Origin of the sequence: Devosia subaequoris, from assembly GCF_014197055.1 — a bacterium.
Classification (GTDB): Bacteria; Pseudomonadota; Alphaproteobacteria; order Rhizobiales; family Devosiaceae; genus Devosia; species Devosia subaequoris.
Genome location: NZ_JACIEW010000001.1, coordinates 829,950 through 856,473, shown reverse-complemented (window position 1 = coordinate 856,473; position 26,524 = coordinate 829,950). Strand labels below are relative to the sequence as shown.

Sequence of the window (26,524 nt, the reverse complement as noted above, 5' to 3'; positions counted from 1 at the left end):
GTCAAGAGATCAGGATGAACGGCTCGTTTTTGCCGGCATTGCCGAGATTGTCGAAGGCCGCCTTGATGATGTCACTGTCTGTTTCGCGTGCTGGATCATAGGTCACCCCGCCGACCGCGACGCCCAGGCGGGAGATGCCTTCATTGGTCATGAAGAGGGTGTCATCCACCGACTCCCGGATGCGCGTGGCAACTGAGCCTGCCACTTCCTGCGCCGCGCCGCGCAAGAGAACGGCGAATCTGTAGTTGTAGAGGTGGGTCACCAGGTCATCGGCGCGAACCGCCTGCCGGATCGACTGGGACAACCAGGGCAATACACTTTCTCGGCTCTTTTCGGCGAGGGTTTCGATTTCGGTTGACCGTTCATCCAGGTCAATGACCAGCAGGGCGCCGACAGCCTGGAGCCGCTCTGCTTCCAATATCCTGGCGAACTTGGCCCAATGGATTGCCCCCGTGACCGGATCAAAATCCTCTGGACCCAGAACTGGCATTTCCGGGACGGATCGTAAGCGTCGATTCCAATCGCCCGCACTTTTCCCGGTGAACCAATCCATCCATGACTTGGCCATCGCAAGGTCCTCAAGTCCAACACGGCGCAATCATGCCAGACTAACTCTCAATTTGCGCTAAGGGCGATGACTGTAATTTTAGCTATAGGGCAGTCTGGCAAATCGATCTGCTTCTCGCAAAGGTGGATGCCTGGCCGCGTCAGAACCGCCCCATTTCCGCCTTCACCTTCCCTAGAAACGCCTCTCGCTTTTCCTGCGTGACATTGTTCATGTCGTAGAGCGCGAGATATTTCGGCCTGGTCTGGAAGGTCACCCAACCCCAACGCATGGCGACGCGGCGCGGCGGGTCCCCCATGAGGAATGTGCGCCAACGGTCGCCGCCATAGGTGGTGACGAAGGCCGCTTTCTTGATGTTGCCCAACCCCGGCTTGAGCCTGCCGCGATCACTGCCGTTTTCCATGGTGAAGGAGACGCCGGGCAGGAAAATGCGATCGAAATAGCCCTTGAGAATGGCCGGATAGCCATAGTTCCAGACCGGGTGCACGAATACCAGTGCGTCAGCCGCCTTGAGGCGCTCGACATAGGGCTTTGTCAAAGGGGTCAGATTGTCTGGGATGTCGTGGTAGCCCAGGCGCTCTTCCCGGCTGAGAACGGCGCAAAACGCCTCCTCATAGAGATTGAGCGCATCAACCACATGACCGGCCTTCTCAAGGCTTTCGACAGTCGCGCTGAACAGCGCGCGGTTGAAGCTGGTTTCGACCGGATGGGCGTGGATAACGTGGACCCGCATCAGGCGCTCTGCCGGACGGTGTTGAGACCGTCGAACAGCCATACCTTGCCGGCATTGAAATCGAAGTCCGGATTTTCCCAGGCAATCATCTTGCCGGGATTGAGGATGCCTTTGGGGTCGGCCTCGCGCTTGAACTCGAGCTGCTTCCGGTCGGTCCGCTTCATGCCGCCTTCCTCAAGCGTATAGCGGTGCGGATTAAAGACATCGCAGCCATTGTCCTCATGGATGCGGATGATCTCTTCGAGCCGTTCTTCACTCGTGTAGCGTACCAGCGGCAGGCCGGCAAAGGTCACCTCCCCGTCCTGGCGCGTGATTTCGATATGCATGGGCAGTTCGTCGCCCAGCATCTCGTAGATTTTTCTGACATGCTCGATGCTTGGATAGCGTGTCTGGAGATAGGTGATGCTGTTGTCGACCTTGAGTGCGCGCAGCGTCGTGTGGTTCCAGGCCAGCTCATAGACCGGCGGCAGGCGTCGCTTTTCTTCATCGCTCACCTGGTCGCCCCGATAGACCAGATCACCCTTGTGGTGGCTCACGAACAGTTCCATCGCGTCGACTGATACCGGTGCCACCATCAGCAGCACGACCGACTGGCCATCCTTCAGATAGGGCTTGTGCCGGTTGAAATAGGCCTCGGGGATGGGGGCGGCGCAGGGCGCGACCTCCTTGACCAATAGGCCATCCTGCAGCGCAACTGACTGCGCAAACGCGGCTGCATCCATGAAATGGTCGAAGCCAACAATCATGTCGACCCAGTCGTAGGCAGGGGCCAGCGGCATTTCGGCTTCTACGATAATCCCATTAGTCCCATAGGCATGGGCGACCTTTAGGATGTCTTCGCCCTTGAGATCGAGCTCGCGTGGCTCAGCCTCGCAAGTGACGATCTTGAGACCCAGGATGCTGCCCAGATTGCGCAGGCCTCCCCACCGGACCGAACCGACCCCGCCCGAACCGCCGGCGATGAAGCCGCCCAGCGAGGCCATCCGATAAGTTGAGGGGTGAAAGCGGAGCTCCCCGCCCACTGCGGCCCTTGTTTCATGGTCCATGGCCTCGAGCACGGCACCGGCCTGAGCCCGCACGCGATCGGGCTTGATCTCGAGCACCTTGTTCATATTCATCAGATTGAGCATGGCGCCGCCGGACAGAGGCATGGCTTGGCCGTAATTGCCTGTTCCAGCTCCGCGAGGGGTTATGGCCACCCCGTGCTTGTACGCCGCCCGCAGCACGGTCTTGACCTCTTCGGTCGAGCGTGGTGACACCACCACCTCTGCGGTAACCTGGTCGAGCTTGGCCTTGAGGACCGGGGAATACCAATAATGGTCGCGGCTGCGTTGCTGCACGATGCGCGGATTGTCTTCCTGTGGGATATCACCCAGTTCGGCGCGGAATTCTGCAATGCTCATAGTGGTCCCATCAGGTCGTCAAGTTCACGGTAGTCGGGCAGGGCGGTATCGATGGCCTTGCCGGCACGGAGTACGATGCGGTCGGCTTGGGGGCGCGACATCAACTCGGTCCAGCTGCGCCCCTTGAAAAGCACCAGATCGGCGACCACGCCGACTTTGATTTCACCGGTGAATTCAAACCGGGCGATAGCTGCAGGATCGGCCGAAACCGAGCTTGTCCAGGCAAAGGCATCTGTCTGTGGATGGTCGAAATGCAGGATCCGCGCGCCCTCGCGGAGAACCTCGAAACCGTCAAGGTCGCCATAGGCATAAAAGGGGTCGCGCGTATTGTCCGAGGCGATTGCCACCGGGACGCCAGCGGCTTTCAGTTCGTTAAGCAGGGTGACGCCGCGCCAGCGCGGCGTGCGCACACCTGATGCGTTGTCGCGATCCTGCAGATACATATTGCACATGGGCAGCGAGACCACGGCAATACCGGCCCGGGCAACCTTGTCGATCACGCGCTTAGCCGTGTTCTCATCCTGCACCGCCAGTGAGCAGCAATGCCCGGCCACGACGGAGCCGGTAAAGCCGCTTTCAATGACCGCATCGGCCAAGCATTCGAGCGCATTCGCGGCGGGGTCTGGCGATTCATCTGTATGCAGATCGAGGTCGAGTCCGAATTCCCCGGCCATTTCGACCAGTCGCCGCATGATCGTGGGATTTTGCGGATGCACAGCAGTCGACCCGCCCAAAATGCCCCCGGCGGCCTTGGTGCGAGTCGCGATGGCCCTGAGCGCGGCCTCATCGAGAATGGTGTCCGGCCCCATCAGGCCGGCAGCCTGCAATTCGATACGCCCGGCCCAACGCTCGCGCATGGCCTCAAACACGTCCCAGCTGACTTCATGCTGAGGCGGTGCCATGTCGAGATGGGTTCGGATGGCAGCGGTGCCGTGGGCATAGGCGCAGCGCAGCGAAAAATCCATGCGCCGCTCGACATCATTGGATGCCCAGTTCGCCTCGCGGTCTTCCAGCACAGCCCGCAAGGCACCGATCCAGGTGCCGTCCGGATTGGGCTTGCGCGGCCAGATGTGCCCCTTGTCGAGATGCGTGTGCAGGTCAACAAAGGCCGGGAGGACAATGTCGCCGCGTAGCTCAATCCGCTGTGGCAACCTGGCTGAACCGGCCGGGTCAATGGCAGCGATAGCGCCATTTGCAATCGTGATATCGACGCGTCGCAAGGCGCCAGATGCTGGTTCGCCCATGAGTGCGGCGGGCACCGTGGCATCGGCCAGTACATAATGGCCCTCGGCGGGAATATCGGGGTCCACGCTCAATTCTCCCGCTTCATGGCACTTTCGTGCCAGCGATGCAGCAGCAGCCAGGCGATCAGCGAGGTCGCCGCAAAGATGGCGACGCCTGTGACCATCAGGAGGATCAGCGCGGCGTAGAGACGCGGATAGTTAAGCCGATACCCCGACTCAAGCAGACGGAAGGCCAGCCCCGCGCCCTTGCCCGCAGAACCAGCTGCGAACTCGGCCACTACGGCGGCGATCAGCGACAGGCCGCCGCCGATGCGCAGGCCCGCAGCGAAATAGGGCAGGGAGGCCGGCAGTTTCAGATAGAGCAGGGTTTGCCAGCGACTGGCGCCGTAGAGCTCGAACAGGTTGAGCAGGTTGTGATCCACGCTCTTGAGCCCCGCCACCATGTTGGAGAGGATCGGGAAGAAGGCCACGACAAAGGCACAGGTCAGCAGGGCCGATTGTGTGTCGGGCATGTAGATGATGAGCAGCGGCGCGATGGCGATCATCGGCGTCACCTGCAAAATGACGGCGAAGGGGAAGATCGCAAGTTCGATCCACTTGCTCTGAACTAGGATAATGGCCAGCCCAACCCCGCCGAGCAGCGCGATGGCGAGCGCCAGGAAGGTGATGCGCAGCGTCACCAGCAGGGACGGGGAGAGCGTCCCCCAGTCGGTATAGAGCGCAGCGATCACGTCGCCGGGGGCCGGCATGATGTAGCGCGGCACCTCATTGACCGTGATGTGCAATTGCCAAAGCCCGATGGCCAGTGCCACCATGATGACCGGAATGACGATGCGCAGAAATTTTTCCACCGTACCGGTCCGCGCCACCGCGATGGCCACGGCGCTGTCGGTGCCCGCTTCAGAAATATTGGCAGTCTGGACGGCGTCGGTCATTGTCCCTGCGCTCCGAGCATAATGGCTTCCTGAAGGGCGCGTGACACCCGGTCGGTGGTCGCGCGATATTCTTCGGACGTGCGATAATTGGCATCGCGCTTGCCCGTGCTCTCAATGGCGAGGTCGGCGCAGACCTGGCCGGGACGGGCGCGCATGACGACGATGCGGTTGGAAAGAAAAGCGCTCTCGAACACCGAATGGGTCACAAAAATCACCGTGATGCCGGTCTCGCGCCAGAGCCGCAGCACGTCATCATTGAGCTTCTGCCGGGTGATCTCATCGAGCGCGGCAAACGGTTCATCCATCAGCAACAGGCGTGGCTTGGTGACCAGCGCACGGGCAATTGAAACGCGCATCTTCATGCCGCCCGAAAGTTCGCGCGGATAAGACTTCTCGAAGTCGGAGAGGCCGACTGAGGCAAGCGCTTCCATGATGCGCGAGCGGGCGCCGGACTTGCTCATGCCATTGAGACGCAGCGGCAAATAGACATTGTCGAACACGCTTGCCCAGGGCATCAGCGTCGGCTCCTGGAACACGAAGCCGACATCGCCCTCGGGCAGTCCCTTGGCATTGATCCGCGAACTGGGCCAGTCGATGGCCCCCGTGGACGCGGCGCCCAGCCCGGCGATGATGCGCAAGGCGGTGGACTTGCCGCAGCCCGATGGGCCGAGGAGGCTGAGGAACTCGCCGCGCCGCACATCGAGGCTCATGTCCTTGAGGGCCAGCGTGCCGTTGGAGAAAAGCTTGCTCACATTGCGCATCGAGACAACGGTGCGCTCTGGAGTCGTTTCGGCCGTCTCTGGGGCCGCTTCGAGTATATCAGTCAAAATACTAGACCCAATTTGGGGCAAAGCGGCGCGGGCAGGATTGCCCGCACCGGTCGTAAGGGTGGTTACATTAGGTCCATGCCGAGGCCCTGGCAGACATACTCGGTTGTATAGGCCGTGGTGATGTCGAGGCCGGCCTCATAGACACCTACGTCCACCATCGTGTCGTAGAATTCGGTCCAGCGCGCGTCGGTCATGCAGCCGATGCCCTGCGTCTCGGCATCACCGGAAACGACGATGCCGTATTCCTTCATCTTGGCGATGCCATAGGCGATCTGGTCGTCGGTCATTTCCGGATTGTCGGCCTTGATCAGCTCATTTGCCGCGGCGTTGTCGCCATAGAGATAGTTGTACCAGCCGATAATCGAGGCTTCGACGAAACGCTTGGCGATATCCGGATTGGCTTCAACCCAGGGCTTCATCGCCTCGATGGTGGTGGAGTAGGGGGTGTAGCCCTGGTCGGCCAGCAGCCAGACATCTGGGGCAAAACCGGCTTCGCGCTCGATGGAGAGCGGCTCGGAGGTCAAATAGCCCTGCTGGATCGCCATTTCGTCGGCCAGGAACGAGGCCGGATTGAACTGATAGGGTTCGTATTTGTCTTCAACGAAGTCAGGCCACTCGGTCTTCATCCACGAGAAGTACGAGGTGAATCCGTCCGCACTTAAGATATATTTCGAAGCGCCGGCCAACTCCGGAAAGGTTTCAAATTGGTCCGGATGCGACATCAGGATCTGCGGATCCTTCTGGAAAATTGCCGCCAGGGTGATGGTGGGAATCTCTTCCTTGACCGCGTTGATCGCGCCCGAAACCCCGCCCATGTAGAATTGCACGCCGCCGCTCACCAGCATCGGTCGGCCCGGGGACTGTGGTCCACCCTGCATCACGGTGACGTCGAGGCCGTATTCCTCATAGGTGCCATCGGCAATGGCCTGATAGTAGCCGCCATGTTCGGCTTGGGCGAGCCAGTTGGTGGCGAAGGTGACTGCGTCGAGTTCCTGCGCCGCTGCCGGGCCGCTGGCCAGCGCCAGTGCGGCCAGAAGAATGGTCTTGGTCGAAATCTGCATCAATGCGCTCCCTGTGCCGCGATCCCTTGCCACGGCTTGTTGCTCTGACGGCTGAGGCCGCCCTGGCCATACCTTTCGACATGCAGTCGCATCTGTGAAGCTAAAAAATAGGCAAAGTGCAAGAATGCCTGCTATGCGTGCAGTGGGTGGCTGTTGGGCTGGTCAGGACGAGCCCCGGCCTCTAGCATCCCCATCAAAATAAATGAGTTTGCATGTTCACACCCCTCGCCCCGGCGGCCATCCATCCCCCCTTCGCCCCCTATAGCCACGGCGTGGTTGTGCCCGAGGGGCAAAGGCTGGTCTTTTGCTCGGGACAATTGGGCATCGATGCGAATGCGATGATCTCGCCGGACTGCGCGGCTCAGACAAGGCTCTGCTTCGACAATATCGCCGCCATTCTCGCCGAGGCCGGACTGAAGCTAGCCGATATCGTGCGGATCAACGCCTATGTCACGAGCCGGGAGCATCTCGCGGACTACATGGCGGTGCGCAATGCACTGTTTGCTGAGCCCTATCCTGCCTCGACCCTGATGATCGTCTCTGGCTTTGCCCGGCCTGAATTCGTGGTCGAAATCGAAGCCATCGCTGCCGGCCCCGCCTAAGGAAAAGACCATGAGAAAGATCTGGTGGACCGATTTCGCTGCCCGCGAATTCGACAATCTCGACCCGGACAAGACTATCGCCATCCTGCCAATTGCGGCGGTGGAACAGCACGGGCCACATTTGCCTGTGGGCACTGACACCATCATCAATCAATCGATGATGAACCTGCTGGCCGAGCGCGCGCCAACCGATCTCGATATCCGCATCTTGCCCGTGCAGGCCGTTGGCAAATCCAATGAGCACATCTGGGCCAAAGGCACGATTACCCACAAGGCTACCAACCTTATCGACGCCTGGACCCAAATTGGCCTCGAGGTGGCACGGGCGGGAGTGAAGAAGATCGTCTTCGTCAATTCCCATGGCGGCAATGAAGAAATCATGGGGATCGTCGCGCGGGAATTGCGCGTGGAAGCCGGCATGCTGGCGGTCAAGAGTGGTTGGCGATTCGGTGCGCCCGAAGGCGCGTTGAGCGATCTGGAACGGCGCCACGGCATCCATGGCGGTGACGCTGAAACCTCATTGATCCTGCATTTCCGGCCAGACCTGGTCGATATGGATCGAGCCGAGAACTTTCCCTCCATCGCCACAAGAGACGAGCAGGAGTTCAAGTATCTCCGGCCCACTGGTGCCTTCGGGCATGTCTATGCCTGGGTTGCTTCCGATATCAATCCATCTGGCGCCGTAGGCGAAGCAGCCTTGGCAACCGCCGAAAAGGGGCTGGCTATGGCCGAACGCAATGTTGCGGGCATGATCGAAGTGCTGCGTGAGGTCGAACGAATGCCCTTGCCCGGCTCCAAGCGCTGGCAGACCGCCTAAATCAACTTGCCGTCCGCGATGATTGCCCGGACTTCGTCCTCGACTGAATCCAGAATGCGATTGATGGCGGCGACCGCCAGATCGGCATTCTCGGCCACGATAGCGTCGGCGAGATCGCGGTGCAGCGGGAAGGATTCGAGGCCGAACGCGTCTCGGTTGAAAGGCGAGATGTCTCCGCGCTCCAATGCATGGTCCAGATTGACCAGGATTTGTCCGTACATCGGATTGCCCGAGGCATCATAAATGGCATTGTGAAAGGCGTGGTCTGCCTTGCGCCATGAGCGGCCCGAATCCACATCTGCCAAGAGCACGTCGCATAGCCGCGCGATTTCCGCCCGCTGCTTGGCCGTGGCGTGCTGTGTAGCCTTGCGCACCACGTCGTTTTCCAGCGTCCGGCGGATTTCGAGCAGCCGTAGCAAGGCCTCGCCTTCCAGTCGCACCATGGTCGGCACAAGGCTGCGCGAGGTTTGCACGCGCGCGGCCAGATACGTGCCGTCACCGCGCCGGCGCCGGATGATACCCAGGCCTTCCCAGCGGTTGAGGGCTTCGCGAATGGTCGAGCGGCCAACGCCCAGCGAGGCCGCCAGCGAGACTTCGGGCGGCAGGCGATCGCCAATGGTGAGGCCCGCGCGCTCGACCATTTCGGCAAGCGCGTCCAGCACCGCCACATTGCGTGTGCGGTTCTCGAGCGGTTCCAGATAGCTCAGGGCGGCTTCCCGACTCATGGGGCCCTTTCCTACAGGTGCGGCAGACCTTTATTGGCCACTCACACCACATATTGGCGCATTTGTCAGCCTTGTGCTGCCAACGGCGCCTGCTTGAGCTCAAGCAACTCGGTGAGCGCGTCGATCAGCCGGTCCATTTGCGGGCGAGAATTGTAGCCCTGCACCGACAAACGCGCGATGCAGGTATCCTGCCATTTGAAGACGGGAATCTCGATGCCGTATTTCTCGAATAGCGTCGTGTGGACCACTAGCGTGTCGCATTCGGGTATGGGCATGGCAACCATTTGCGGGGCGCAGAACTCTGGACTGCTGAGCGGCGCGAGACCGGTCAATTCGCCGAGCCGCCGGGCCGTGTCCTGTGCGAGAGAGTGGCAATGCTCGGCAATGGCCCACCAGTCATTCTCCTTGCGGAAAGCGATGGCGGCAGGGACGGTCAGCCACGGCGCCGGGTCGCGCGTCCCGCGGATTTCGATTTCGTCGATATAGGGCGAATTGCCGAAACTGCCTTTGGCGCCGGGCGCCTTGGAATCCTTGGTCCAGCCATGGCTGATGACCAGGGGATTGAGCAGGCCCTGCATCTCTCGACGGGTGTGGAGGAACGCCGATCCCTTGGGCGTCATCATCCATTTGTGGCAATTGCCCGCATAGAAATCGGCGCCGATGGCATCGAGATCGAGCTTGATATGGCCCGGCGTATGAGCGCCATCGATCACCGACCAGATGCCGCGCCTGCGCGCTTCTGCAATGGCATTCTCGATTGGGAATAGCAGAGCTGTGGGCGAGGTGATGTGGCTGAGAAACAGTACCTTCGTTCGTTCGGTCATGCCATCGATGATGGTCTGGGTGAACGCAGCCTCGCTGACCAGAGGCATTGGGACCTTGACCACCACGATCTCGGCGCCAGTCTTGCGGCAGACATAAGCCCAGGTTTTCTCCAGGGCTGAATATTCGTGGTCGGTGGTGAGAATCTGGTCGCCGGGTTTGAGGTCGAGCGACTGGGCGACGATGTTGAGGCCATTGGTGGCGTTTGGCACGCCGACAATGTCGTTGGCGTCGCATCCCAGTTCGGCCGCCAAGGACTCACGGGGCACGCGCAGCAGATCATGCAGGCGACGGCCCAGGAACTCCACCGGTTCCTGCTCCAGTTCGAGCTGCCAACCTTGATAGGCCGCAAAGACCGGGCGCGGGCAGGCACCGAAGGATCCGTGATTGAGAAAGGTGACATCCTCACGAAGGAGGAAATGCCGGGCGAGATTGTCGGACACGGTTCAGCGGCCTTTCAGGGTGGGGTCGAGAGCATCGCGCAATCCGTCGCCAAACAGCGAGGTGGCGAGCACGGTGATGGCCAGCGCTGCCGTCGGGAACACGGCCAGGTGCCAGTAATAGAACATGAAATTAATGCCCTCATTGATCATCTGGCCCCAGGTGGCGGTAGGCGGCGGCACACCGATGCCGAGGAAGCTGAGCGAGGCTTCAAGCATCATGGCGAGCGGGATGGCCAGCACGAAACCGACAATGATCGGGCTGATCGAATTGGGAATGAGATGGCGACGAATGATGTACCAGGGCGAAGCACCCAGCGCCTGCGCGGCCCGGACAAATTCCTTCTCCCGGAAGGCCTTCACCTGCGCGCGGACCAGTAGGCACACCTGCACCCAGCCGAACAGCGCCGCGATGGCGACAATGGACATGTAGCCACCGCGAATGAGCGTGCCCAGCAGCATGGCTGCCAGAAGCGGTGGCACTACCGAGAACAACTCGATGATGCGCATGATGACCCAGTCGGTTCGGCCGCCGAAATAGCCGGCCAAGGCCCCCAGCGGAATGCCGATCAGCACCGAGAAGCCAGCGGCGATAAAGCCGATGGAGAGCGAGACGCGGGCGCCATAAACGATGCGTGTATAGAAATCGCGGCCAAGGTTATCGACACCGAACCAGTGCTCGGCCGAGGGGAAGGCCAGCGACTGGGTGAGGAACAATTGCGCCTCGGGCGGCACCGGGGTGATCAGCGGCGCAAAAATCGCCATCAGGATCAGGATGCTCATCACGATGCCGCCGGCGACGGCCGCCTTGTTGGACAGGAAACGCTGCCAGGCAAACCAGAGCGGGCTGCGCTGACGCGGCGGGGCGACTTCGACTGCTGGCGTAAGGATGGTGTCGGTCATGCTGCGCCTCCCACGCGGATACGCGGATTGATCAATGCGTAGACAATGTCGGAGAGAAGATAGGCGATGCAGTACATGAAGGTGATCATCAGCATAAGCGCCATCTCCAGCGGATAGTCGCGCGTCTCGATGGAGGAGACGAAATAGGCCCCAAGCCCCGGCACGCGGAACATGGCTTCGACAAAAATCGAGCCTGTGGCTGTGCCGATGAACATGGGCAGGAACACGGTGACCAGCGGAATGGCCGAATTGCGCAGCACATGCTGGAAGACGATGCGGCGCTCCGGGAGCCCCTTGGCGCGCAGCACGGTGACGAATGGTCGGCTCATCGTGTCGAGCATGGCCGAACGGGTGTAGCGGGCATAGGTGGCCACGGGGATCGCCGCATAAGCGATGATGGGCAGGATCCAGCGTTCCGGATTGGGCCAGCCGCTGGCGGGCAGCCATTTGAGCCAGACCGCAAATACCAGGATCAGCAGCATCGAGGTGACAAAAACCGGAATGGTAAGCCCGATCGTGGCGACGGCCGAAGCCAGATAATCGATCCAGCTATTGCGGTTGAGGGCCGCGGCCATACCGAGCAGGATGCCGAGGGGAGCGCCGATAAGCACGCCAAGCCCCCCGAGGACTAGGCTGGGCACCCAGGCGCGGGAGAGTAGCTGCAGCACACTCTCGCCTGGGCTCTGATAGGGCACGCCGAAATCGAAATGCAGCACGCCCCACATATATCTGAGATATTGGACGTAGAGCGGTTGATCGAGCCCGAGTTGAGCCATCAGCTTGGCGCGCACGGCCTCGGAAACCGGCATGTCATTGGCGTCGAACGGGCCGCCGGGTACGGCATGCATCATCAAAAATATGATGATCGACACCGCGATGAAGGTGAAGGCAACCGAAACGAGGCGGCGCAGGATATAGCCGAGCATCAGGCCGTCTCCCTCAATTGGTCACATAGGCCTCGACCCGGTGATCCGGGGCGATGGCGACGAGTTGCGGGTTACTGTGCGGGGCAATGCCCGCCTGCAGCGTGGTCATGCGCGGGGTCTGGGCAGCGATCTGTTCGGCGGTGAGGAAGCTGCGCTCGCGCTTGTTCCTGGGATTGGTTGCCGGAACCGCATCAAGCAGGGCGCGGGTATAGGGGTGCTGCGGGTCCGAAAAAATCCGCTCGGTCGGCGCTTCCTCGACCACGCGACCGCGATACATCACCACGACACTGTCGGTGAGGGACTTCACCGTCGACAGGTCATGGCTGATGAACAGGATCGAGAGCCCCATTTCGGCTTGAAGCTTCTTCAACAGCCTGATGATCTGAGCCTTGACCGTGACATCGAGCGCTGAAGTCGGCTCGTCGGCAACCAGCACATCGGGTTCGAGCACCAGCGCCCGTGCAATGGCTACGCGCTGCCGCTGGCCGCCGGAAAGCTCGTGCGGATAGCGATTGGCGTAAGAGCGATCGAGGCCGACACGCTCCAGCCAGTCCAGCGCCGTCTCCTCCTGCTCCCTGGTGCTGCCGATGCCATGAATATGCAGCGGCTCGGCAATGGTCTGGGTCAGCGTCATCATTGGATCGAGCGCTGAATAGCTGTCCTGGAAGACAACCTGCATCTTTTTGCGCCAGGGCTTCAACGCCTCTGCCGACAGGGTCGATATATCCTGCCCATCCACCAGGATTTGGCCTTTGGACACGTCAGTCAGCCGCAGGGCCATCATGCCGGTCGTCGTCTTGCCCGAACCACTCTCGCCCACAATGGCGACAATGCGGTTCTTGGGCAGGGCGATATTGACCTCGCGCACGGCGTGGAAGTCGGAATAATCGGTGAACAGGCCGCGCCGCCGGCGGATGCGGTAGGCCTTGGCCAATCCCTTGAGTTCAAGCGCTGGCGTTTTGCTGTCGCTGCCGCGCGAGGGCTCGAAACTGGCATGCAGGCTGGCCAGAAGCTGCTTGGTATATGCGTGCTGCGGGGCATCGAAAATCTGCTGCACCGGCCCTTCTTCCATGACTTCGCCGCGATACATCACCAGCACCCGGTCGACCGTCTCGGCAATGACGCCCAGGTCGTGGGTAATCATGATCAGCGCCATGCCGAATTCGGCCTGCACCTTCTTGATGAGCTGGAGGATCTGCGCCTGGATGGTGACGTCGAGGGCGGTTGTCGGCTCGTCGGCAATCAGTACCTTGGGCCGGCAGGAGAGCGCCATGGCAATCATGGCGCGCTGCAACATGCCGCCTGAGAGCTGATGCGGAAAATAGTTGAGGACATCGCTGGCGTTCTTGATCTCGACGCGCAGCAGCAGGGCTTCGGCTTCCTTGAGGGCGTCGCGCTTGGAGACGTTGCGATGGGCCTGAATGGTTTCGGTGATCTGGTGCCCGATGGTGAAGACAGGATCGAATGCCGTCATCGGGTCCTGGAAAATCATCGCGGCGGAGCGACCGCGCAAGCGGGCCAGATCGTCCTTGCGCGCCTTGCTTACATCAATCCCATCAAGCTCTAGCTTGGTGGCGCTGACCTCTGCTGTTGCCGGCAACAGGCGGAGCAGGGCGCTGCAACTTACCGACTTGCCCGAGCCGCTTTCCCCGACGATGCCGAGGCTTTCACCTTCATTGACCGTAAAGCTGATGCCGCGCACCGCATCAATGGTTCCGCCATATTGGCGAAAGCTGACCTTGAGATCTGCGATTTCTACCAAAGCCATAAGCTGGTCCCCGAAACTGGCGGCGCCTCCCGACTGGGAATGCCCGGGAGGCGCCTGATATGGATCGCTGGTTACTTCGTCAGGTGGGTGAAGAAGTAGTGGCCGAGGCGATCCAGTGGGGTGAAGCCCAGCTCATTGGGTGTCGAAGCCTCGCCGCCCAGTTCACTAGAGATGATGGCCGTGGTGATCGGGTGGACCAGCGGCACGATCAGGCCCTGGTCAATCATCACCTGCTCGGCCTGCTCGTAAAGGTCGTAGCGGGTGTCCCAATCGCTCTCGGAGTCCGCTTTGGCAACCAGCGCATCATATTCGTCGACATGGTAGTTGTGCCGACCGCCATCGTAGAAGATGCCGTAGAAGTTGGACGGATCGAGATAGTCGTATTCATACGGAGCGATGAAGATGTTGTTCTTCGCACCGCGCAGACCATCCATCCAGTCGGCGCCGGGTAGCTGGCGGATGTTGACGGAGATTCCCAAATGTTCGCCGAGTTCGGCCTGCAGATACTGTGCCATGGCCGGCACGATGGCGCCATTGTAGCCGCCTTCCTCGCGGATCCAGATTTCGATTTCCGGAAAGCCTTCGCCATTCGGATAGCCCGCATCGGCCATGAACTGCTGGGCCTTTTCCGGATCGAAGGTAGCCTGGGCCACGACATCTGGATTGTACCCAGGATAGCCGGGCGGCAGGATCGAGCCGGCCGGAATGGCGATGTCCCGCAATACCGTCGAGGTCAACTCGTCGCGGTCAACGGCGTGATAGAAGGCCCGGCGCACATCGACATTGTTGAAGGGCTCGGATTCCAGATCATAGGAGAGGTAGGAGGTGGCAAAGACCGCATTGCGGCGAATACCATCGGGATCAGCCGCCATGGCCACGGGTACCTGCCCGGTGTTGAGGAAGGAATAATCTGCGTCTCCGGCCAGGAAGGCCGGCAGGCCGACTTCCGGAGCACCAAGGCTGGGGTCGACTTCGAGACGGTCGATCTGGGCCTGCCAGGGGCCGGTATAGCTATCGGACTTGGTGAAGACGACGGAGTTGTTCGACTTCTCCCAGCTCTCGATTTCAAAGGGGCCTGAGGACACGATGGTGTCGACATTGAGCGCCCAATCATCGCCCAGCTCATCGACCTTGTGCTTCGGCACGGGGTACCAAAGGCTGGTGACAGACGGCAGATAGGGCTTGGGTGCAGTGGTGGTGACTTCAATTGTCAGGTCATCGACCGCAACCAGCCCGAGGGTGGACACGTCTGCAGTGCCTTCGGTCACTTCCTTCCAGCCCTTGATGCCGCCGGCAAAATCCCAGTACCAGGCAAAGTCGTAGCCGGTGGTTGCGGCACGCTGCAGGGCAAAGACATAGTCCTCGGCCGTCAGCGGTTCACCATCGGACCAGACCAGCCCCTCGCGCAGCTTGAAAGTCCAGGTCAGGCCGTCTTCCGACTGGCTCCAGCTCTCCGCCGCCATGGGCGTGAGTTCGAATTCCTTGTCAAAGGTCGCGATTGGTATCTGCAGCAATTCGGCAAAGGTCGCGCGGTCATAGACCGTTTTCATATAGTCCATATAGGTGCCAGAGGTGGACTGACCTGGTGCCGTAATGGTCGACTGCGCCATGGCTGGCAGTGTCAGTGCGGTGGCGACGGCCAGCGCGGCGACTAGTTTCCGTGTGATATGCATGAGCTCCCTCCTTATTGCAGAGCAGTAGGCGTTCCCTGATGCGCCAGGCCCTTCCCCTCGGGTCTGGTCACTTTGCTTGGCGGCTTTGCCGCGGTCCGGCAGATTGTTCCCAAATCCGCCATATGACATATGTCTGACAAATCATTTTGGGCTTGGCAACCCCGGCATTTCTCCTTTTCCTTTTCAACGCGGCTCTTGTTTGGGCCCCGGTCAGCGCCCGAAGAGCTGCCGGCAGGCGGTTTCGATTGTTTCTGCGCCGATGCCGAAATGGCGATAGAGGTCCGTCACCGTCCCGGTTTGGCCGAAATGCTCAACGCCCAGCGCCACCGTACGATGGCCCAACACGCTGCCAAGCCAGCCCAGGGTTGCCGGGTGAGCGTCAATTGCGGTCACGAGCCCGGCGCGGTGCGGAACGTCTTTCAGCAGCATCTCTATGTGGCTGGTGGTCTCGTAATCACCATGCAGTTTTGCGCGCTGCGCGCCCTGCCAGCCTGCATTGAGTCGATCTGCCGACGTAACGGCCAGCACGGCCACATTGCGTCGGTCACCGCCAATGCTGGCGGCCGCAGCAATGGCCTCGCTGGCCAGAACGCCCTGATAGGCGATCACAACTTCGCATTGCGGCGTTGGCGGTTGCAGCCAATACGCACCGCGAATGATGTCATCGGCGAGCGGTGGCGCGATCTCGCGGGGCACCTGCTCTAGTGTGCGGGTCGAGAGCCGGAGATAGACCGAGCCGCCGGTAACGTCGCGCGGCCAGTCGGCGAGGTCCGGGCGGGCATCCCCGGTGCGCTGCATATAGTCGAAAGCCCAATCGATGATCACCGCCAGTTCGTCGGCAAAAGCCGGCTCGAAACTGGCCAGGCCATCCTGGGACATGCCGATCAACGGCGAGGCAATGGACTGATGTGCGCCGCCTTCGCCGGCTAGCGATACGCCGGATGGGGTGCCCACCAGCAGGAAGCGGGCATCCTGGTAGCAGGCGTAGTTGAGGGCATCCAGGCCCCTCGAAATGAAAGGATCGTAGAGTGTGCCAATGGGCAACAGACGTTCGCCGAACAGTGAGTGACTGAGCCCCGCCGCCCCTAGCATCAGGAAGAGATTCATCTCGGCGATGCCCAGCTCCATGTGCTGCCCATCGGGCGTGAACCGCCATTTCTGGGTTGAGGGGATCGCCTCCTTCTGGAACAGGTCGGTTGTTTCCTTGCGCGCGAACAGATTGCGCCGATTGACCCAGCTCCCGAGGCCGGTTGAAACGGTCACGTCCGGCGACGTCGAGACGATGCGCCGCGCCATTTCGCTGTCGCTCTTGGCGATCGCGTCGAGAATGCGTCCGAATGCGGCCTGGGTGGAAGTGGCGCCGGTGCCGATGAATTGCGGGCCAATGGTGGGCACCGCGGGGGCCGTCAGGCGACGGGACGCAGCGGTGTTGAACGGCACGTCTCGGATGAAGTCAGCGAGTGCATCGGCCTGCTCGAGCCCTTCGAACAAATCCCACTCATGCCCGTCCCGGATCTTGTGGGCGACCCGCAATTGTTCGATCTGGGCCGAGGTCATCTGCCCGGCATGGTTGTCCTTGTGGCCCGCCAGCGGCGTGCCCCAGCCCTTGACCGTGTAATTGATGAAAACAGTCGGTTCGTCTGTTCCGGCATTTTCGAACTGGTCGAGCAGGCTCTGGACGCAATGTCCGCCCAGATTGGCCATCAGGGCCGCCAGTTCCTCGTCGCTGCGGCGCGAGAGCAGGGCAGACACATCGCCCTGATCGCCGATCTCGTCATTGAGGCGCTCGCGCCAGGCGGCGCCGCCCCGGAACATCAGCGCCGAATAGAGATCATTGGGACAGGCGTCGATCCAGGCTTTGAGCTTCTCGCCGCCTGGTTCTTCAAACGCGGCGCGCTGTAGGGCGCCATATTTGAGGGTGACGACTTTCCAGCCAAACGCCTTGAAGATCGCTTCGATGCGGTCATAAAGCCCCTCGCGCACCACACCATCCAGGCTCTGCCGGTTGTAGTCGATGATCCACCAGCAATTGCGCAATCCATGCTTCCAGCCTTCAAGCAGGCACTCGTAGATGTTGCCCTCGTCGAGCTCGGCATCGCCGGCCAGCGCGATCATGCGGCCCTCGGGTAGCGCCTTGCCGGACCAGTCCTTGGCGCGCACATAGTCCTGTACCATGGACGCGAAGGCCGTCATCGCAACGCCCAACCCCACCGAGCCAGTGGAGAAATCAACGTCCTCGGTGTCCTTGGTGCGGGAGGGGTAGGATTGGGCGCCGCCAAAGGCGCGGAAATCGATGAGCTTCTGCTGGCTCTGCCGGCCCATCAGATACTGGATGGCATGAAAGACCGGCGCCGCATGTGGCTTGACGGCAAGTCGGTCCTCAGGCTTCAGCACGCCGAAATAGAGCGTGGCCATCATGGCTGCCATGGAAGCAGAGCTGGCCTGATGGCCGCCTACCTTCACGCCATCGGGGTTGGGTCGAATATGATTGGCGTGATGCACCATCCAGCTTGCCAGCCAGAGAGATTTCCTGGTCAGCGCCTCAATCGCTTCAATGCGCCCGATATTCTCGCCTGCCATATCGCTCCTCCAATCGATATGTCTGACATTACGCCTTGCCCAAAGGCAGTTTCTGTCTAATCTGATCGAAAAGTTGGCTTCTTGTGCAGGATATCAGAAAAATTGGCGCAGCTTGAGGCGGAAACCACCAAATCTGGAATTGACGCTATTGACCGAAAGCTCCTGCGGGCGCTGCAGGAGGATGGCCGCATGACGGTCCAGGCGCTGGCTGATAAGGTCGGCTTGTCCGCCTCACCCTGCCTGCGCCGATTGCGCCAGCTTGAGCGGGATGGTGTCATTGCTGGCTACAGCGCCAATATCGACCAGAAATCGGTCGGCCTGCCGGTATCGGTGTTCATCTCCATCAAGCTCGAGCAGCAGCGAGCGCGAAACCTGGATGTCTTTGGCGCCGCGATCAGCCGTTGGCCCGAGGTCATGGAATGTTATCTGATGACCGGACAGTTCGACTTTCTGCTCCGCGTCGTCTGCGCCGATCTCGAATCCTACGAACTCTTTCTGCGCGAGCGGCTCACCCAGCTCGACGGCGTGGCGCATATCGAGAGTAGCTTTTCTCTTGGTGCGGTAAAGTTTTCGCGGGTCCTGCCGATCTAGCCAGGACGGCTTGACGGGGGCGATTTTCACTTCACTATCGTGGGCTTCCTGTGTCAGGGCTACGCGATGAGCGAGTTGAAACCCCCGTCCTTCGTCAGTGCGCAAATGGTGGCCGATCGAGCCGGCGTGTCGCGTTCGGCGGTTTCACGTACCTTCACTGATGGCGCCAGCGTTTCCGAGGCGACCCGGCGCAAGGTGCTCGAGGCGGCTGATGCGCTGGGCTATCACGTCAACCATCTGGCGCGTGGGTTGCGCGAGCGCAGCAACATCGTTTGCCTCGTGGTCGCCGATATGACCACGCCGATCCGCGCCCGCATGGTCGATGTGCTGACCCGAAAGCTGCAGGCTTCGGGTAAGATCACCATGGTGATCAATACCGAGACCGACACCGAAAGCGTATCTGCCGCGCTGCGCCAGACCCTCAACTATCGAGCCGACGCCACCGTGGTGCTCTCCGGCACGCCGCCCGCCTCCCTGATCGAGACCTGTATTTCCAACGGCCAGCAGGTGATTCTGATCAACCGCGACGAACGGCTGCAGGGGTCCAGCAGTCTCGGTGTCGACAATGCCATGGCCGGGCGCGAGGCGCTGTTCCTGTTGCGCAGGGCCGGTTGCGAGCGGCTGGGACTGATCACTTCAAATGCGCGAACGGCCAGCCTGGTGGAGCGCGAGGCCGTGTTCGTCGAGGCGGCCGCAGCCGAGGGGTTGCAGGTAGTGGTGACCGAGGCTGGGCCGACCAGCTACGAGTCCGGCCAGGAGGCTGCCCGCCGGGTGTTTGGTCGATCAGAGGCGCCGGACGGCGTGTTCTGCGTGACCGATCTGCTGGCGCTGGGCTTCATGGATGTGGCGCGTCGGGATTTTGGCCTCGCGATACCCGATGATCTTTGCGTTGTCGGCTTTGACGACATCGAGCAGGCCGGCTGGGCCTCCTACCAGTTGACAACTTTCCGTCAGCCATTGAACCCGATGGCTGACGAAGTCGTCGATCTTTTGCTGCAGCCACAGCGCGCTGTTTCGGAGCGTCGCATGATCGAGCCGATCCCGGTCTGGCGCCGATCCGTCCGCCCGGGCAAACGCTAGCGAGCCTCCTTCTGCTGGCGCGATGGGCAGGCCATTTTCAAGGCTGTCGCGCGACGCTGCGGTCCATGCCGAAAGCCGTAGCTTTCCGTCACCTGCGCTCTGGCTTGCAACGGACAGTGTAAAACATTGCACAGGTGTGCACGCTGCCGTTGTCATTAAAGCGTTATGTAAGGCGTCTACCTAGGCACCCGAAAGAGCGAAGAAATGCACTTGTGTGCAATCGCTTTTCGGTGTTGTCTTGCTGATGCGATGGCGTATCGCGGCAGGTGCAACCCGACTTGAGATTGGGACCGCCTTCCGTCCGTCAACGCGAAGAGGGAGGAGGCCCATGAGGCGGGCGATCCGGTGCCGATCCGGGTTCGTCATCTCGGCCAAAAGCCGAGGCGCCGCCTCCGCATTCGGCATATTAATGCGCGGTGGCCGCCCCGGTCGCCATGATGGGAGAAAACACATGAAACGTCGTGACTTCATGATTTCCGCAGCGGGTTTAGTGGCCGGTTCGGCCCTTTTGCCCCGCATGTCCTTCGCCGCTGAAGGCGTGATCGACTGGTACACCAGCTCGGACAGCAATATCCTCGACTTCTGGACCAATACGGTGAAGCCCGCGTTCGAAGCCGCCAATCCGGGTGTCTCGATCAACCTGGTCGACGCCGGTGACGGTGCCGGCATCATCTCGATTGCTGAGCGCGCGATGGCCGCCAAGGAGACAGGGACCGATCCGCAGGCCGATTTCTTTGAGTCAGGGGATGCCGAACTGCCGGCCGGTGCCATTGAGGCCGGCATTTACGCCAACATCAAGGAAGCCGGCCTGTCCAACTACGATAAGGTCAATCCCTTGGCTATCGAGAGCGATTACTCGCTGCCCTATCGCGGTTCGCAGGTCCTGCTCGCCTATGACAGCTCCAAGCTGAGCGCCGCCGATGCCCCCAAGAACTGGGATGATCTGGTTGCCTGGATCAAGGCCAACCCCGGTCAGTTCGTCTATAACCGTCCCGACAAGGGCGGTTCGGGCGGCAATTTCGTGCGTCGCGCCATTCACCAGGCCAATGGCCTCGATCCGTCCAAGTTTACGGTCGACAACTACACCGAAGAATTCGGTAACGAGGCACTCGGCAAGGCCTGGGAATTGCTGCAGGATATCGCCCCGTCGCTCTACGACAATGGCGCCTACTCCTCGGGCAATACCCAATCGATCCAGCTTCTGGCGCAGGGCGTGGTCACCATGACCCCGGTCTGGTCCGACCAGGTGCTCCAGGCCATCGACCAGGGCGTGCTGCCCGCGGATACTGGTCTGGTGCAGCTTCAGGATCTGGCGCTGGCCGGCGGCTTCACCCGCTCCATCGTCATTGAGAACGGCGTCAATCGCGACGCATCGCTCAAGCTGGCCGATTTCATCCTCTCCGAGGAGATCCAGAGCGCCATCCTGACCGAACTTGGCGGTTTCCCGGGCGTCTCCTGGGACTATGTTGCCCCCGAACTGCGCGAGCGCTTCGCCGACATCGTGCCGAAAACCATCCCGACCTTCCCGGGTGGCGACTGGTCCGGCCCGATCAATGATGGCTGGTACCGCAACGTTGCTCCAAACGTCGACCGCAACTCGTGACCGACGCGGCTCCGGCGGCACCAAGGCCGCTTATCGACTCCAATGACAGCAGGAGGCCCACCGGCCTCCTGCTCGTCGCGATCCCTGTTTTTCTGGTTGGCTGGCTGGTGATCTGGCCAATCATCAATGCCATTGTGCGCACCCTATGGCGCCCCGACGAAACCGGTGCCATCGGCTTCAACCTCGACAGCTATGTCTTCTTCTTTTCCGACCAGTACTCGATCAACAATCTGACCATCACGCTGTGGACGACGCTGATGTGCGCCATCCTGCTGCTGGCGATCTGCTTGCCCATTTCGCTCTATCTGCGCTTCTCGGCTGGGCGATTGCCCGCCTATGTGCAGGCGATGGCGATCTTCCCCATGTTCGTGCCCTCGATCATCCTGGCCTATGCCTTCATCCGCGTGCTGGGCCCCAATGGCATGGTCGATATCCTGCTCAATTCGGTTGGCCTGCCCAAGATCCGCACACCCTATCTCACCCCTTGGGGGCCGGTGATCGGGCTGGTGTGGGACAACATCCCGCTGACGGTGCTAATCCTGCTCTCGGGCCTGGGCAACGTGGCCAACCCCGCGATTGAGGCCGCCCGCGATGTCGGTGCCAATCGCTACCAGGTGTTCTGGCACATCATTCTGCCCCGCATCTCCAATTCGGTGCTGGTGGCCATTTCCTTTGCCGTGCTGGGCATTTTTTCGTCCTTCACCCTCCCGTATCTCCTGGGGCCGGCTTCGCCCGAAATGATGGGTCCGTTCATGAACCGCACCTTCCGCGAGGTGAACGATCCGCTCAATGCGATCACGCAGGCGGTCATTACCTTCTGTTTCTGCATTGCCTTCGGGCTGTTCTATGTGCGCTCGGTCGCACGCAATCAGGGGAAGTGAGATGAAACAGCTCGCTCCTGCACTTGTCATGGCCTCCCGTCAGCGCAAGTCCGTCCCCGTCCGCATTCCGACCGATTGGACCGGGATCATCTTTGCCCTCGTCCTTTCCGCTGCGGTGATCCTGCCGCTTCTGGTGGTTGGCGTCTGGGCCTTCACCGAGGTCTGGCGCTATCCCAATGTCATTCCGCAACAATTCGGGCTTCGGTTCTGGAATCAGACCCTGACGCGCGCCGATGTGTGGAGTGCACTATCCCTCAGCCTGCAGTTGTCGACGGTTGTCACCCTGCTTTCTGCGGCGATCTGCCTGCCGGCGGCCTATGCCTTTGCGCGCCTCAGCTTTCCGGGCCGCAACGTGCTGTTTTTCTCGTTCCTGGCCGGCCATGCTTTCCCCAAATTTGGCCTGCTCATCGCCATCGCCGCGATCTTCCTGCAACTGAACCTGATCGGTACGTTCTGGGGCGTGGTGCTCATCCAGCTCGTGGGCACGCTGCTATTCATGATCTGGATCCCGGTCGCCGCCTTCCAGTCGGTGGACCGGCGCATGGAAGAAGCGGCGCGGGACGTTGGCGCCGGCCCCTTCCGGGTGTTCTGGTCGATCACCCTGCCGCAGGCCGGCCCGACCATCGCTGCCGCGGTCTTGCTCAGCTTTGTCGGCACCTTCTACGAGACCGAAGGCGCCTGGCTGATCGGGGCGCCCGGCATCCGCACCATGCCGGTGCTGATGATCTCCTTCATCAACAACCAGATGGTCATCCAATATGGCGCCGTGCTCTCGGTGATGCTCTGGGTGCCTTCTTTTATCGCTCTCATGTTCGCCCGCCGCGTCATCGGCGGTGGCGCCTTCGCCCGCGGTTTCGGCGGCTAGGGAAACAAGTATGTCCGTTCTCAAAATTACCGATGTCTCAAAAATCTTCGCCGGCCCGACCGTCGCCGTGGACAATTTCTCGCTCGAGGTGGCTGACGGCGAGCTGGTCTGCCTGCTTGGCCCCTCCGGCTCGGGCAAGTCGACCCTGCTGCGCATGGTCGGCGGGTTCGAACGGCCGACCTCGGGCCTGATGACCATTGATGGCGACGACATCACCCATCTCCCCCCGGAGCGTCGCCCGACCGGCATGGTGTTTCAGAGCCATGCGCTCTGGACCCATATGAATGTGTTCAAGAACCTGGCTTTCGGCCTCAAGCTGCGGGGGCTCCCGCAGGACCAGATCACCGAGAAGGTCGAGGCAGTGCTCGAACTGGTTGGCCTCGCCGGCTATGGCACACGCGGCGTCAACCAGCTCTCTGGCGGGCAGCAGCAGCGCGTGGCCTTGGCCCGGTCTCTGGTGCTCGAACCCAAGATCCTCCTGCTCGACGAACCTTTCGCCAGCCTCGACCAGCATTTGCGCGAGCGACTGCGCGAAGAGGTGCGGGATATTCAGCAGCGGCTCAAAATCACCACCCTGTTCGTCACCCACGGACAGGATGAGGCGCTGGCCATGGCCGATCGCATCGTCGTCATGCGCGACGGCCGGACGGAGCAGATCGACCGCCCGGATGTCGTCTATCGTGAGCCCCAGACCCCCTTTGTCGCCGGCTTCATCGGCACGATGAACCTGATCGACGGCGAGGTGTCCGATGGCCGGTTCGCCAGGGCGGATTTTGGGCTCGACATTCCGATCCCCGATGGACAAGCCACCCTGGCCATTCGCCCCGAAGCGCTGGATCTCGAAGCCTCCGAAACCGGCGTCGCGCAAGTGCACCGGGTGACTGACTATGGCACCCACGGCCTGGTCGATCTCGACCTCGGCGATGGTACGCGTCTAAAATCCATGGTCGGCCACCCCGACCTCTTCAGCGCTGGACAGAAGGTCAATCTCAAGCCACGGGCCATGGCGGCCTATCGTGACGATGCACGCGTCTATTGGAGCTGAAATGGCCCACCCGCTCCATATCGACCGGGAGGGCCATCGCACCTGGCTCAAATGGCATCGCGCCCGCCGCAAGGTCACCGACCCGGTCTTTACCGGCGCGCGCATTCTTGAGGGCATGCGCCTGGGGGCCAGCGTCGAAGTCGACCTGGTCATTCATGCCGATCGCGGTTGTGCCGTGCTGCACAATTTCGAGCTGGAGAAAGAAACGACCGGCACGGGGCTTGTGCGCGAAACCTCGGCACAGGTTCTGCGCGGCCTGCACTTGCGCGACAATAACGGCGCCGTCCTGCCCGACAGGGTCATGCTGCTCGAAGATTTGTGCGCCTTGCTGGCCGAGCAACCGCCGCAGGCGGGGGCCCTGTTGCAGCTCGATTTCAAGGAGGAGCTGGCGGCGCTGGACGAGCGAACGATTGCCAATTTCGCCGACAGCATCGGGCCCGTTGCCGATGCCTTCATTCTGTCGGGGGGCGACATTGGCGCCATCAGGGCGCTGTCCAGCGCCGTGCCTGCGCTCAAGACGGGGTATGACCCATGCTATGGCGACTCCCTGGCGCGGCTTCAGGCCACCGGCGACTTTGCCCGTTTTATCGGAGATGCCCTAACCGCTGCACCACAGGCGGACATGATCTACCTGGCGTTTGAACTGGTGCTAAGTGCGCAAGATGCGGGGTTCGACATCGTCGCGCCCATTCACGCGGCGGGCAAGCGCATCGACGCCTGGACCATTCGCCGGGTCACCCCTTCCAGCCTCGAACAGGTCGAGCGCCTGCTGGCGCTCAAGGTTGACCAGATAACAACCGACGATCCGGAGGGGCTGCACGCGGCCCTAGCTTCATGAGCATTGATTACGACAGCATACTTGAGACGATGATTGCCGCTGCCCGTGAGGCAGGCAAGCTGACGCAGGCCCATTTTGAGCGGTTCCGCGAGCTTGAAATCGGGGTCAAGGGGCCGGGAGACTTCGTCTCCGACGCCGACCGCGAGTCCGAACAATTAATCCGCAGACGACTCTTGGAGATCGATCCGACCTGGAGTCTGACCGGGGAAGAATTTGCTCCGGTGGACGGATCTGATCCCGAGCATCGCTGGCTGGTCGACCCGATCGACGGCACCACGAACTTTCTCAACGGCCAGCATTACACCATCACCATCGCGCTGCGGCGCGGCAACCAGACCCTGTGCGGTCTCGTCTATGATCCGGTTGCCGAGGAGATGTTCACCGCGAAAAAGGGCGGCGGTGCCTTTCTAAACGGTGAGCCCTTGCAGGTGAGCCGGACGAGCGATGTCGCCATGATGTGCATCGGCACGGGCCTTCCCACTCCAAACCTGTCGCTTCATCCGGGCGCCTATGCCCGGCTCGACGCCATACGCGCGCCCATTGGGGCAGTGCGGGTCGTGGGCAGCGCTGCCAATAGCTGCGCCTGGGTCGCCTGCGGGCGTCTGACCGGATATTTCGAGGAAACCGGTTTTGTCGACACCGCCGCCGGCATCCTGCTGGTCGAGGAAGCCGGCGGAGTGATTTCGGACTGGTGGGGTAGGGGGCCGGATATCTACGAGCGCACCGGATGCCTGATTGTCGCCAATGCAGCCACCCAGGCCTATCTGCTCGACCATCTCAAGGATGTGCCCCCGAAAAATCCGGCGGCCTGATCGCCGTTACGGCATCAGCATGCCGCCATTGACCTCGATGGTCTGGCCGATGATGTAGCCGGAAAGGCTCTCACAGGCCAGGAACAGAAAGGCGCCGACGCAATCCTCGGCCACGCCGAGCCGACCCTGCGGCACGGTTGCCAGTTGTGCCTTGAGCTGCGCCTCGGTCGAATAGCGCTCATGGAAGGGCGTTTCGATGACGCCCGGCGCCACGGCGTTGACGCGAATGCCAAAGGGGATGAACTCCTTGGCCATGCCGCGCGTGACATTGGCGATGAAGGCCTTGGATGAACCGTAAAGACCGGCCCCGCCACTGGCTCCATTTCTAGCGGCGATGGAGGTGGTGTTGATGACAAAGCCCCCCCCGCCGTCTTCATATGCGGCAGTGCGGCTCGCGTTGCAGCGAGCACCGAGCGGCCATTGAGGTCCATCACCGCGTCGTAGTGCTCGTCGGTCATCTCGGCGTAAGGCAGGCGCGCCACCATGCCGCCGGCATTGTTGATGAGCCCGTCAAGCCGCCCAAACGCAGCCGCGGTCTCTTCCACCGCGCCGGCAATTGCCCCGGACTTCGAGGCATCAGCCCGCACCAGATGCGCCTTGCCGCCAGCCGTCTCGATGGCATCAGCCACGGCACGGGCCGCATCCTCGCTCGAATTGTAGTGCACGCCGACCATGGCGCCCTGCGCGCCGAAGGCCTTGGCGAGAGCGGCGCCGATGCCAGTGGAGGCGCCGGTAATGAGCACGGCCTTGCCGTTGAGTTCGGGAAGGGAGAGATTTGCCAT

24 protein-coding genes and 1 pseudogene are annotated in these 26,524 nt (G+C 61.4%); 10 read left to right on the top strand and 15 right to left on the bottom strand.

Annotated features, from left to right (window positions below; genetic code table 11):
- Position 1 precedes the first annotated feature (1 nt).
- The 7 genes from GGR20_RS04035 to GGR20_RS04005 all read right to left on the bottom strand — a co-directional run bounded on the left by GGR20_RS04035 (position 2) and on the right by GGR20_RS04005 (position 6,771).
- On the bottom strand, positions 2-490 hold the full coding sequence (locus GGR20_RS04035) for a GGDEF domain-containing protein (protein ID WP_183309906.1): 489 nt from the start codon (positions 488-490) through the stop codon (positions 2-4).
- 217 nt (positions 491-707) lie between these two features.
- On the bottom strand, positions 708-1,298 hold the full coding sequence (locus GGR20_RS04030; protein ID WP_183309905.1) for an NAD(P)H-dependent oxidoreductase: 591 nt from the start codon (positions 1,296-1,298) through the stop codon (positions 708-710).
- Positions 1,298-2,701 carry an FAD-binding oxidoreductase gene (locus tag GGR20_RS04025; RefSeq protein WP_183309904.1) on the bottom strand — a complete coding sequence of 468 codons (1,404 nt, stop codon included), beginning with the start codon at positions 2,699-2,701 and terminating at the stop codon, positions 1,298-1,300. The genes GGR20_RS04030 and GGR20_RS04025 overlap by 1 nt, the downstream gene beginning before the upstream one ends.
- A complete protein-coding gene (locus tag GGR20_RS04020) occupies positions 2,698-4,011 on the bottom strand; it encodes a cytosine deaminase (protein ID WP_253559977.1) in 1,314 nt (437 codons plus the stop codon). Before GGR20_RS04020 ends, GGR20_RS04025 begins: the two co-directional genes overlap by 4 nt.
- 2 nt (positions 4,012-4,013) lie before the next feature.
- A complete protein-coding gene (locus GGR20_RS04015; protein ID WP_183309902.1) occupies positions 4,014-4,880 on the bottom strand; it encodes an ABC transporter permease in 867 nt (288 codons plus the stop codon).
- Complete coding sequence (locus tag GGR20_RS04010; protein ID WP_183310070.1) at positions 4,877-5,641, bottom strand: ABC transporter ATP-binding protein; 765 nt, start codon at positions 5,639-5,641, stop codon at positions 4,877-4,879. The genes GGR20_RS04015 and GGR20_RS04010 overlap by 4 nt, the downstream gene beginning before the upstream one ends.
- A 131-nt stretch (positions 5,642-5,772) precedes the next feature.
- Positions 5,773-6,771: an ABC transporter substrate-binding protein gene (locus tag GGR20_RS04005; protein WP_183309901.1), complete on the bottom strand. Its 999-nt coding sequence runs from the start codon at positions 6,769-6,771 to the stop codon at positions 5,773-5,775.
- Positions 6,772-6,983: 212 nt separating this feature from the next.
- On the opposite strand from GGR20_RS04005, the gene GGR20_RS04000 reads away from it, so the two are divergent.
- Together GGR20_RS04000 and GGR20_RS03995 are read left to right on the top strand one after the other, a co-directional pair.
- Positions 6,984-7,373: a RidA family protein gene (locus GGR20_RS04000; protein WP_183309900.1), complete on the top strand. Its 390-nt coding sequence runs from the start codon at positions 6,984-6,986 to the stop codon at positions 7,371-7,373.
- A 10-nt stretch (positions 7,374-7,383) separates the two neighbouring features.
- The gene (locus GGR20_RS03995) at positions 7,384-8,190 is read left to right on the top strand and encodes a creatininase family protein (protein WP_183309899.1); all 807 of its coding nucleotides are present in this window, start codon (positions 7,384-7,386) and stop codon (positions 8,188-8,190) included.
- On the opposite strand, the gene GGR20_RS03990 is transcribed toward GGR20_RS03995, so the two are convergent.
- From GGR20_RS03990 to GGR20_RS03960, 7 genes are all read right to left on the bottom strand, one after another.
- The gene (locus GGR20_RS03990; protein WP_183309898.1) at positions 8,187-8,915 is read right to left on the bottom strand and encodes a FadR/GntR family transcriptional regulator; all 729 of its coding nucleotides are present in this window, start codon (positions 8,913-8,915) and stop codon (positions 8,187-8,189) included. The two genes, GGR20_RS03995 and GGR20_RS03990, sit on opposite strands and share 4 nt — an antisense overlap.
- A gap of 65 nt (positions 8,916-8,980) precedes the next feature.
- Entirely contained in the window at positions 8,981-10,180 is a 1,200-nt protein-coding gene (locus GGR20_RS03985) for an aminotransferase class V-fold PLP-dependent enzyme (protein WP_183309897.1), read from the bottom strand.
- Between the two features lie 3 nt (positions 10,181-10,183).
- Positions 10,184-11,080 (bottom strand): ABC transporter permease, encoded by an 897-nt coding sequence (locus tag GGR20_RS03980; RefSeq protein WP_183309896.1) that lies wholly within the window; start codon positions 11,078-11,080, stop codon positions 10,184-10,186.
- The gene (locus tag GGR20_RS03975; RefSeq protein ID WP_183309895.1) at positions 11,077-12,006 is read right to left on the bottom strand and encodes an ABC transporter permease; all 930 of its coding nucleotides are present in this window, start codon (positions 12,004-12,006) and stop codon (positions 11,077-11,079) included. The genes GGR20_RS03980 and GGR20_RS03975 overlap by 4 nt, the downstream gene beginning before the upstream one ends.
- Before the next feature lie 13 nt (positions 12,007-12,019).
- Complete coding sequence (locus GGR20_RS03970; protein ID WP_183309894.1) at positions 12,020-13,774, bottom strand: ABC transporter ATP-binding protein; 1,755 nt, start codon at positions 13,772-13,774, stop codon at positions 12,020-12,022.
- A 71-nt stretch (positions 13,775-13,845) separates the two neighbouring features.
- Positions 13,846-15,447 carry a peptide ABC transporter substrate-binding protein gene (locus GGR20_RS03965; RefSeq protein ID WP_183309893.1) on the bottom strand — a complete coding sequence of 534 codons (1,602 nt, stop codon included), beginning with the start codon at positions 15,445-15,447 and terminating at the stop codon, positions 13,846-13,848.
- Positions 15,448-15,657: 210 nt separating this feature from the next.
- Positions 15,658-18,027 (bottom strand): thiamine pyrophosphate-binding protein, encoded by a 2,370-nt coding sequence (locus GGR20_RS03960; RefSeq protein ID WP_183309892.1) that lies wholly within the window; start codon positions 18,025-18,027, stop codon positions 15,658-15,660.
- A gap of 102 nt (positions 18,028-18,129) precedes the next feature.
- On the opposite strand from GGR20_RS03960, the gene GGR20_RS03955 reads away from it, so the two are divergent.
- The 8 genes from GGR20_RS03955 to GGR20_RS03920 all read left to right on the top strand — a co-directional run bounded on the left by GGR20_RS03955 (position 18,130) and on the right by GGR20_RS03920 (position 25,742).
- Positions 18,130-18,618 carry an Lrp/AsnC family transcriptional regulator gene (locus tag GGR20_RS03955; protein WP_276511864.1) on the top strand — a complete coding sequence of 163 codons (489 nt, stop codon included), beginning with the start codon at positions 18,130-18,132 and terminating at the stop codon, positions 18,616-18,618.
- Positions 18,619-18,684: 66 nt separating this feature from the next.
- The gene (locus GGR20_RS03950) at positions 18,685-19,698 is read left to right on the top strand and encodes a LacI family DNA-binding transcriptional regulator (protein ID WP_183309891.1); all 1,014 of its coding nucleotides are present in this window, start codon (positions 18,685-18,687) and stop codon (positions 19,696-19,698) included.
- A gap of 451 nt (positions 19,699-20,149) precedes the next feature.
- Positions 20,150-21,301 carry an extracellular solute-binding protein gene (locus GGR20_RS03945; RefSeq protein WP_183309890.1) on the top strand — a complete coding sequence of 384 codons (1,152 nt, stop codon included), beginning with the start codon at positions 20,150-20,152 and terminating at the stop codon, positions 21,299-21,301.
- Positions 21,298-22,182 (top strand): ABC transporter permease, encoded by an 885-nt coding sequence (locus GGR20_RS03940; RefSeq protein WP_183309889.1) that lies wholly within the window; start codon positions 21,298-21,300, stop codon positions 22,180-22,182. Before GGR20_RS03945 ends, GGR20_RS03940 begins: the two co-directional genes overlap by 4 nt.
- Positions 22,183-22,210: 28 nt before the next feature.
- Positions 22,211-23,047, top strand: coding sequence for an ABC transporter permease (locus tag GGR20_RS03935; RefSeq protein WP_183310068.1), 837 nt, complete (start codon positions 22,211-22,213; stop codon positions 23,045-23,047).
- A gap of 10 nt (positions 23,048-23,057) precedes the next feature.
- The gene (locus GGR20_RS03930; RefSeq protein ID WP_183309888.1) at positions 23,058-24,092 is read left to right on the top strand and encodes an ABC transporter ATP-binding protein; all 1,035 of its coding nucleotides are present in this window, start codon (positions 23,058-23,060) and stop codon (positions 24,090-24,092) included.
- 1 nt (position 24,093) lies between these two features.
- On the top strand, positions 24,094-24,930 hold the full coding sequence (locus tag GGR20_RS03925) for a glycerophosphodiester phosphodiesterase (protein ID WP_183309887.1): 837 nt from the start codon (positions 24,094-24,096) through the stop codon (positions 24,928-24,930).
- A complete protein-coding gene (locus tag GGR20_RS03920; RefSeq protein ID WP_183309886.1) occupies positions 24,927-25,742 on the top strand; it encodes an inositol monophosphatase family protein in 816 nt (271 codons plus the stop codon). The genes GGR20_RS03925 and GGR20_RS03920 overlap by 4 nt, the downstream gene beginning before the upstream one ends.
- Positions 25,743-25,748: 6 nt before the next feature.
- Here the strand turns inward: GGR20_RS03920 and GGR20_RS03915 are convergent.
- Positions 25,749-26,524 (bottom strand): annotated as a pseudogene (locus GGR20_RS03915) (SDR family NAD(P)-dependent oxidoreductase).

Coding starts and splice junctions, on each gene's coding strand:
- GGR20_RS04035 (WP_183309906.1), bottom strand. CDS start 490: ATGCCAGTTCTGGGTCCAGAGGATTTTGATCCGGTCACGGGGGCAATC.
- GGR20_RS04030 (WP_183309905.1), bottom strand. CDS start 1,298: ATGCGGGTCCACGTTATCCACGCCCATCCGGTCGAAACCAGCTTCAAC.
- GGR20_RS04025 (WP_183309904.1), bottom strand. CDS start 2,701: ATGAGCATTGCAGAATTCCGCGCCGAACTGGGTGATATCCCACAGGAA.
- GGR20_RS04015 (WP_183309902.1), bottom strand. CDS start 4,880: ATGACCGACGCCGTCCAGACTGCCAATATTTCTGAAGCGGGCACCGAC.
- GGR20_RS04010 (WP_183310070.1), bottom strand. CDS start 5,641: ATGCGCAATGTGAGCAAGCTTTTCTCCAACGGCACGCTGGCCCTCAAG.
- GGR20_RS04005 (WP_183309901.1), bottom strand. CDS start 6,771: ATGCAGATTTCGACCAAGACCATTCTTCTGGCCGCACTGGCGCTGGCC.
- GGR20_RS04000 (WP_183309900.1), top strand. CDS start 6,984: ATGTTCACACCCCTCGCCCCGGCGGCCATCCATCCCCCCTTCGCCCCC.
- GGR20_RS03995 (WP_183309899.1), top strand. CDS start 7,384: ATGAGAAAGATCTGGTGGACCGATTTCGCTGCCCGCGAATTCGACAAT.
- GGR20_RS03990 (WP_183309898.1), bottom strand. CDS start 8,915: ATGAGTCGGGAAGCCGCCCTGAGCTATCTGGAACCGCTCGAGAACCGC.
- GGR20_RS03980 (WP_183309896.1), bottom strand. CDS start 11,080: ATGACCGACACCATCCTTACGCCAGCAGTCGAAGTCGCCCCGCCGCGT.
- GGR20_RS03975 (WP_183309895.1), bottom strand. CDS start 12,006: ATGCTCGGCTATATCCTGCGCCGCCTCGTTTCGGTTGCCTTCACCTTC.
- GGR20_RS03970 (WP_183309894.1), bottom strand. CDS start 13,774: ATGGCTTTGGTAGAAATCGCAGATCTCAAGGTCAGCTTTCGCCAATAT.
- GGR20_RS03965 (WP_183309893.1), bottom strand. CDS start 15,447: ATGCATATCACACGGAAACTAGTCGCCGCGCTGGCCGTCGCCACCGCA.
- GGR20_RS03960 (WP_183309892.1), bottom strand. CDS start 18,027: ATGGCAGGCGAGAATATCGGGCGCATTGAAGCGATTGAGGCGCTGACC.
- GGR20_RS03950 (WP_183309891.1), top strand. CDS start 18,685: ATGAGCGAGTTGAAACCCCCGTCCTTCGTCAGTGCGCAAATGGTGGCC.
- GGR20_RS03945 (WP_183309890.1), top strand. CDS start 20,150: ATGAAACGTCGTGACTTCATGATTTCCGCAGCGGGTTTAGTGGCCGGT.
- GGR20_RS03935 (WP_183310068.1), top strand. CDS start 22,211: ATGGCCTCCCGTCAGCGCAAGTCCGTCCCCGTCCGCATTCCGACCGAT.
- GGR20_RS03930 (WP_183309888.1), top strand. CDS start 23,058: ATGTCCGTTCTCAAAATTACCGATGTCTCAAAAATCTTCGCCGGCCCG.
- GGR20_RS03925 (WP_183309887.1), top strand. CDS start 24,094: ATGGCCCACCCGCTCCATATCGACCGGGAGGGCCATCGCACCTGGCTC.
- GGR20_RS03920 (WP_183309886.1), top strand. CDS start 24,927: ATGAGCATTGATTACGACAGCATACTTGAGACGATGATTGCCGCTGCC.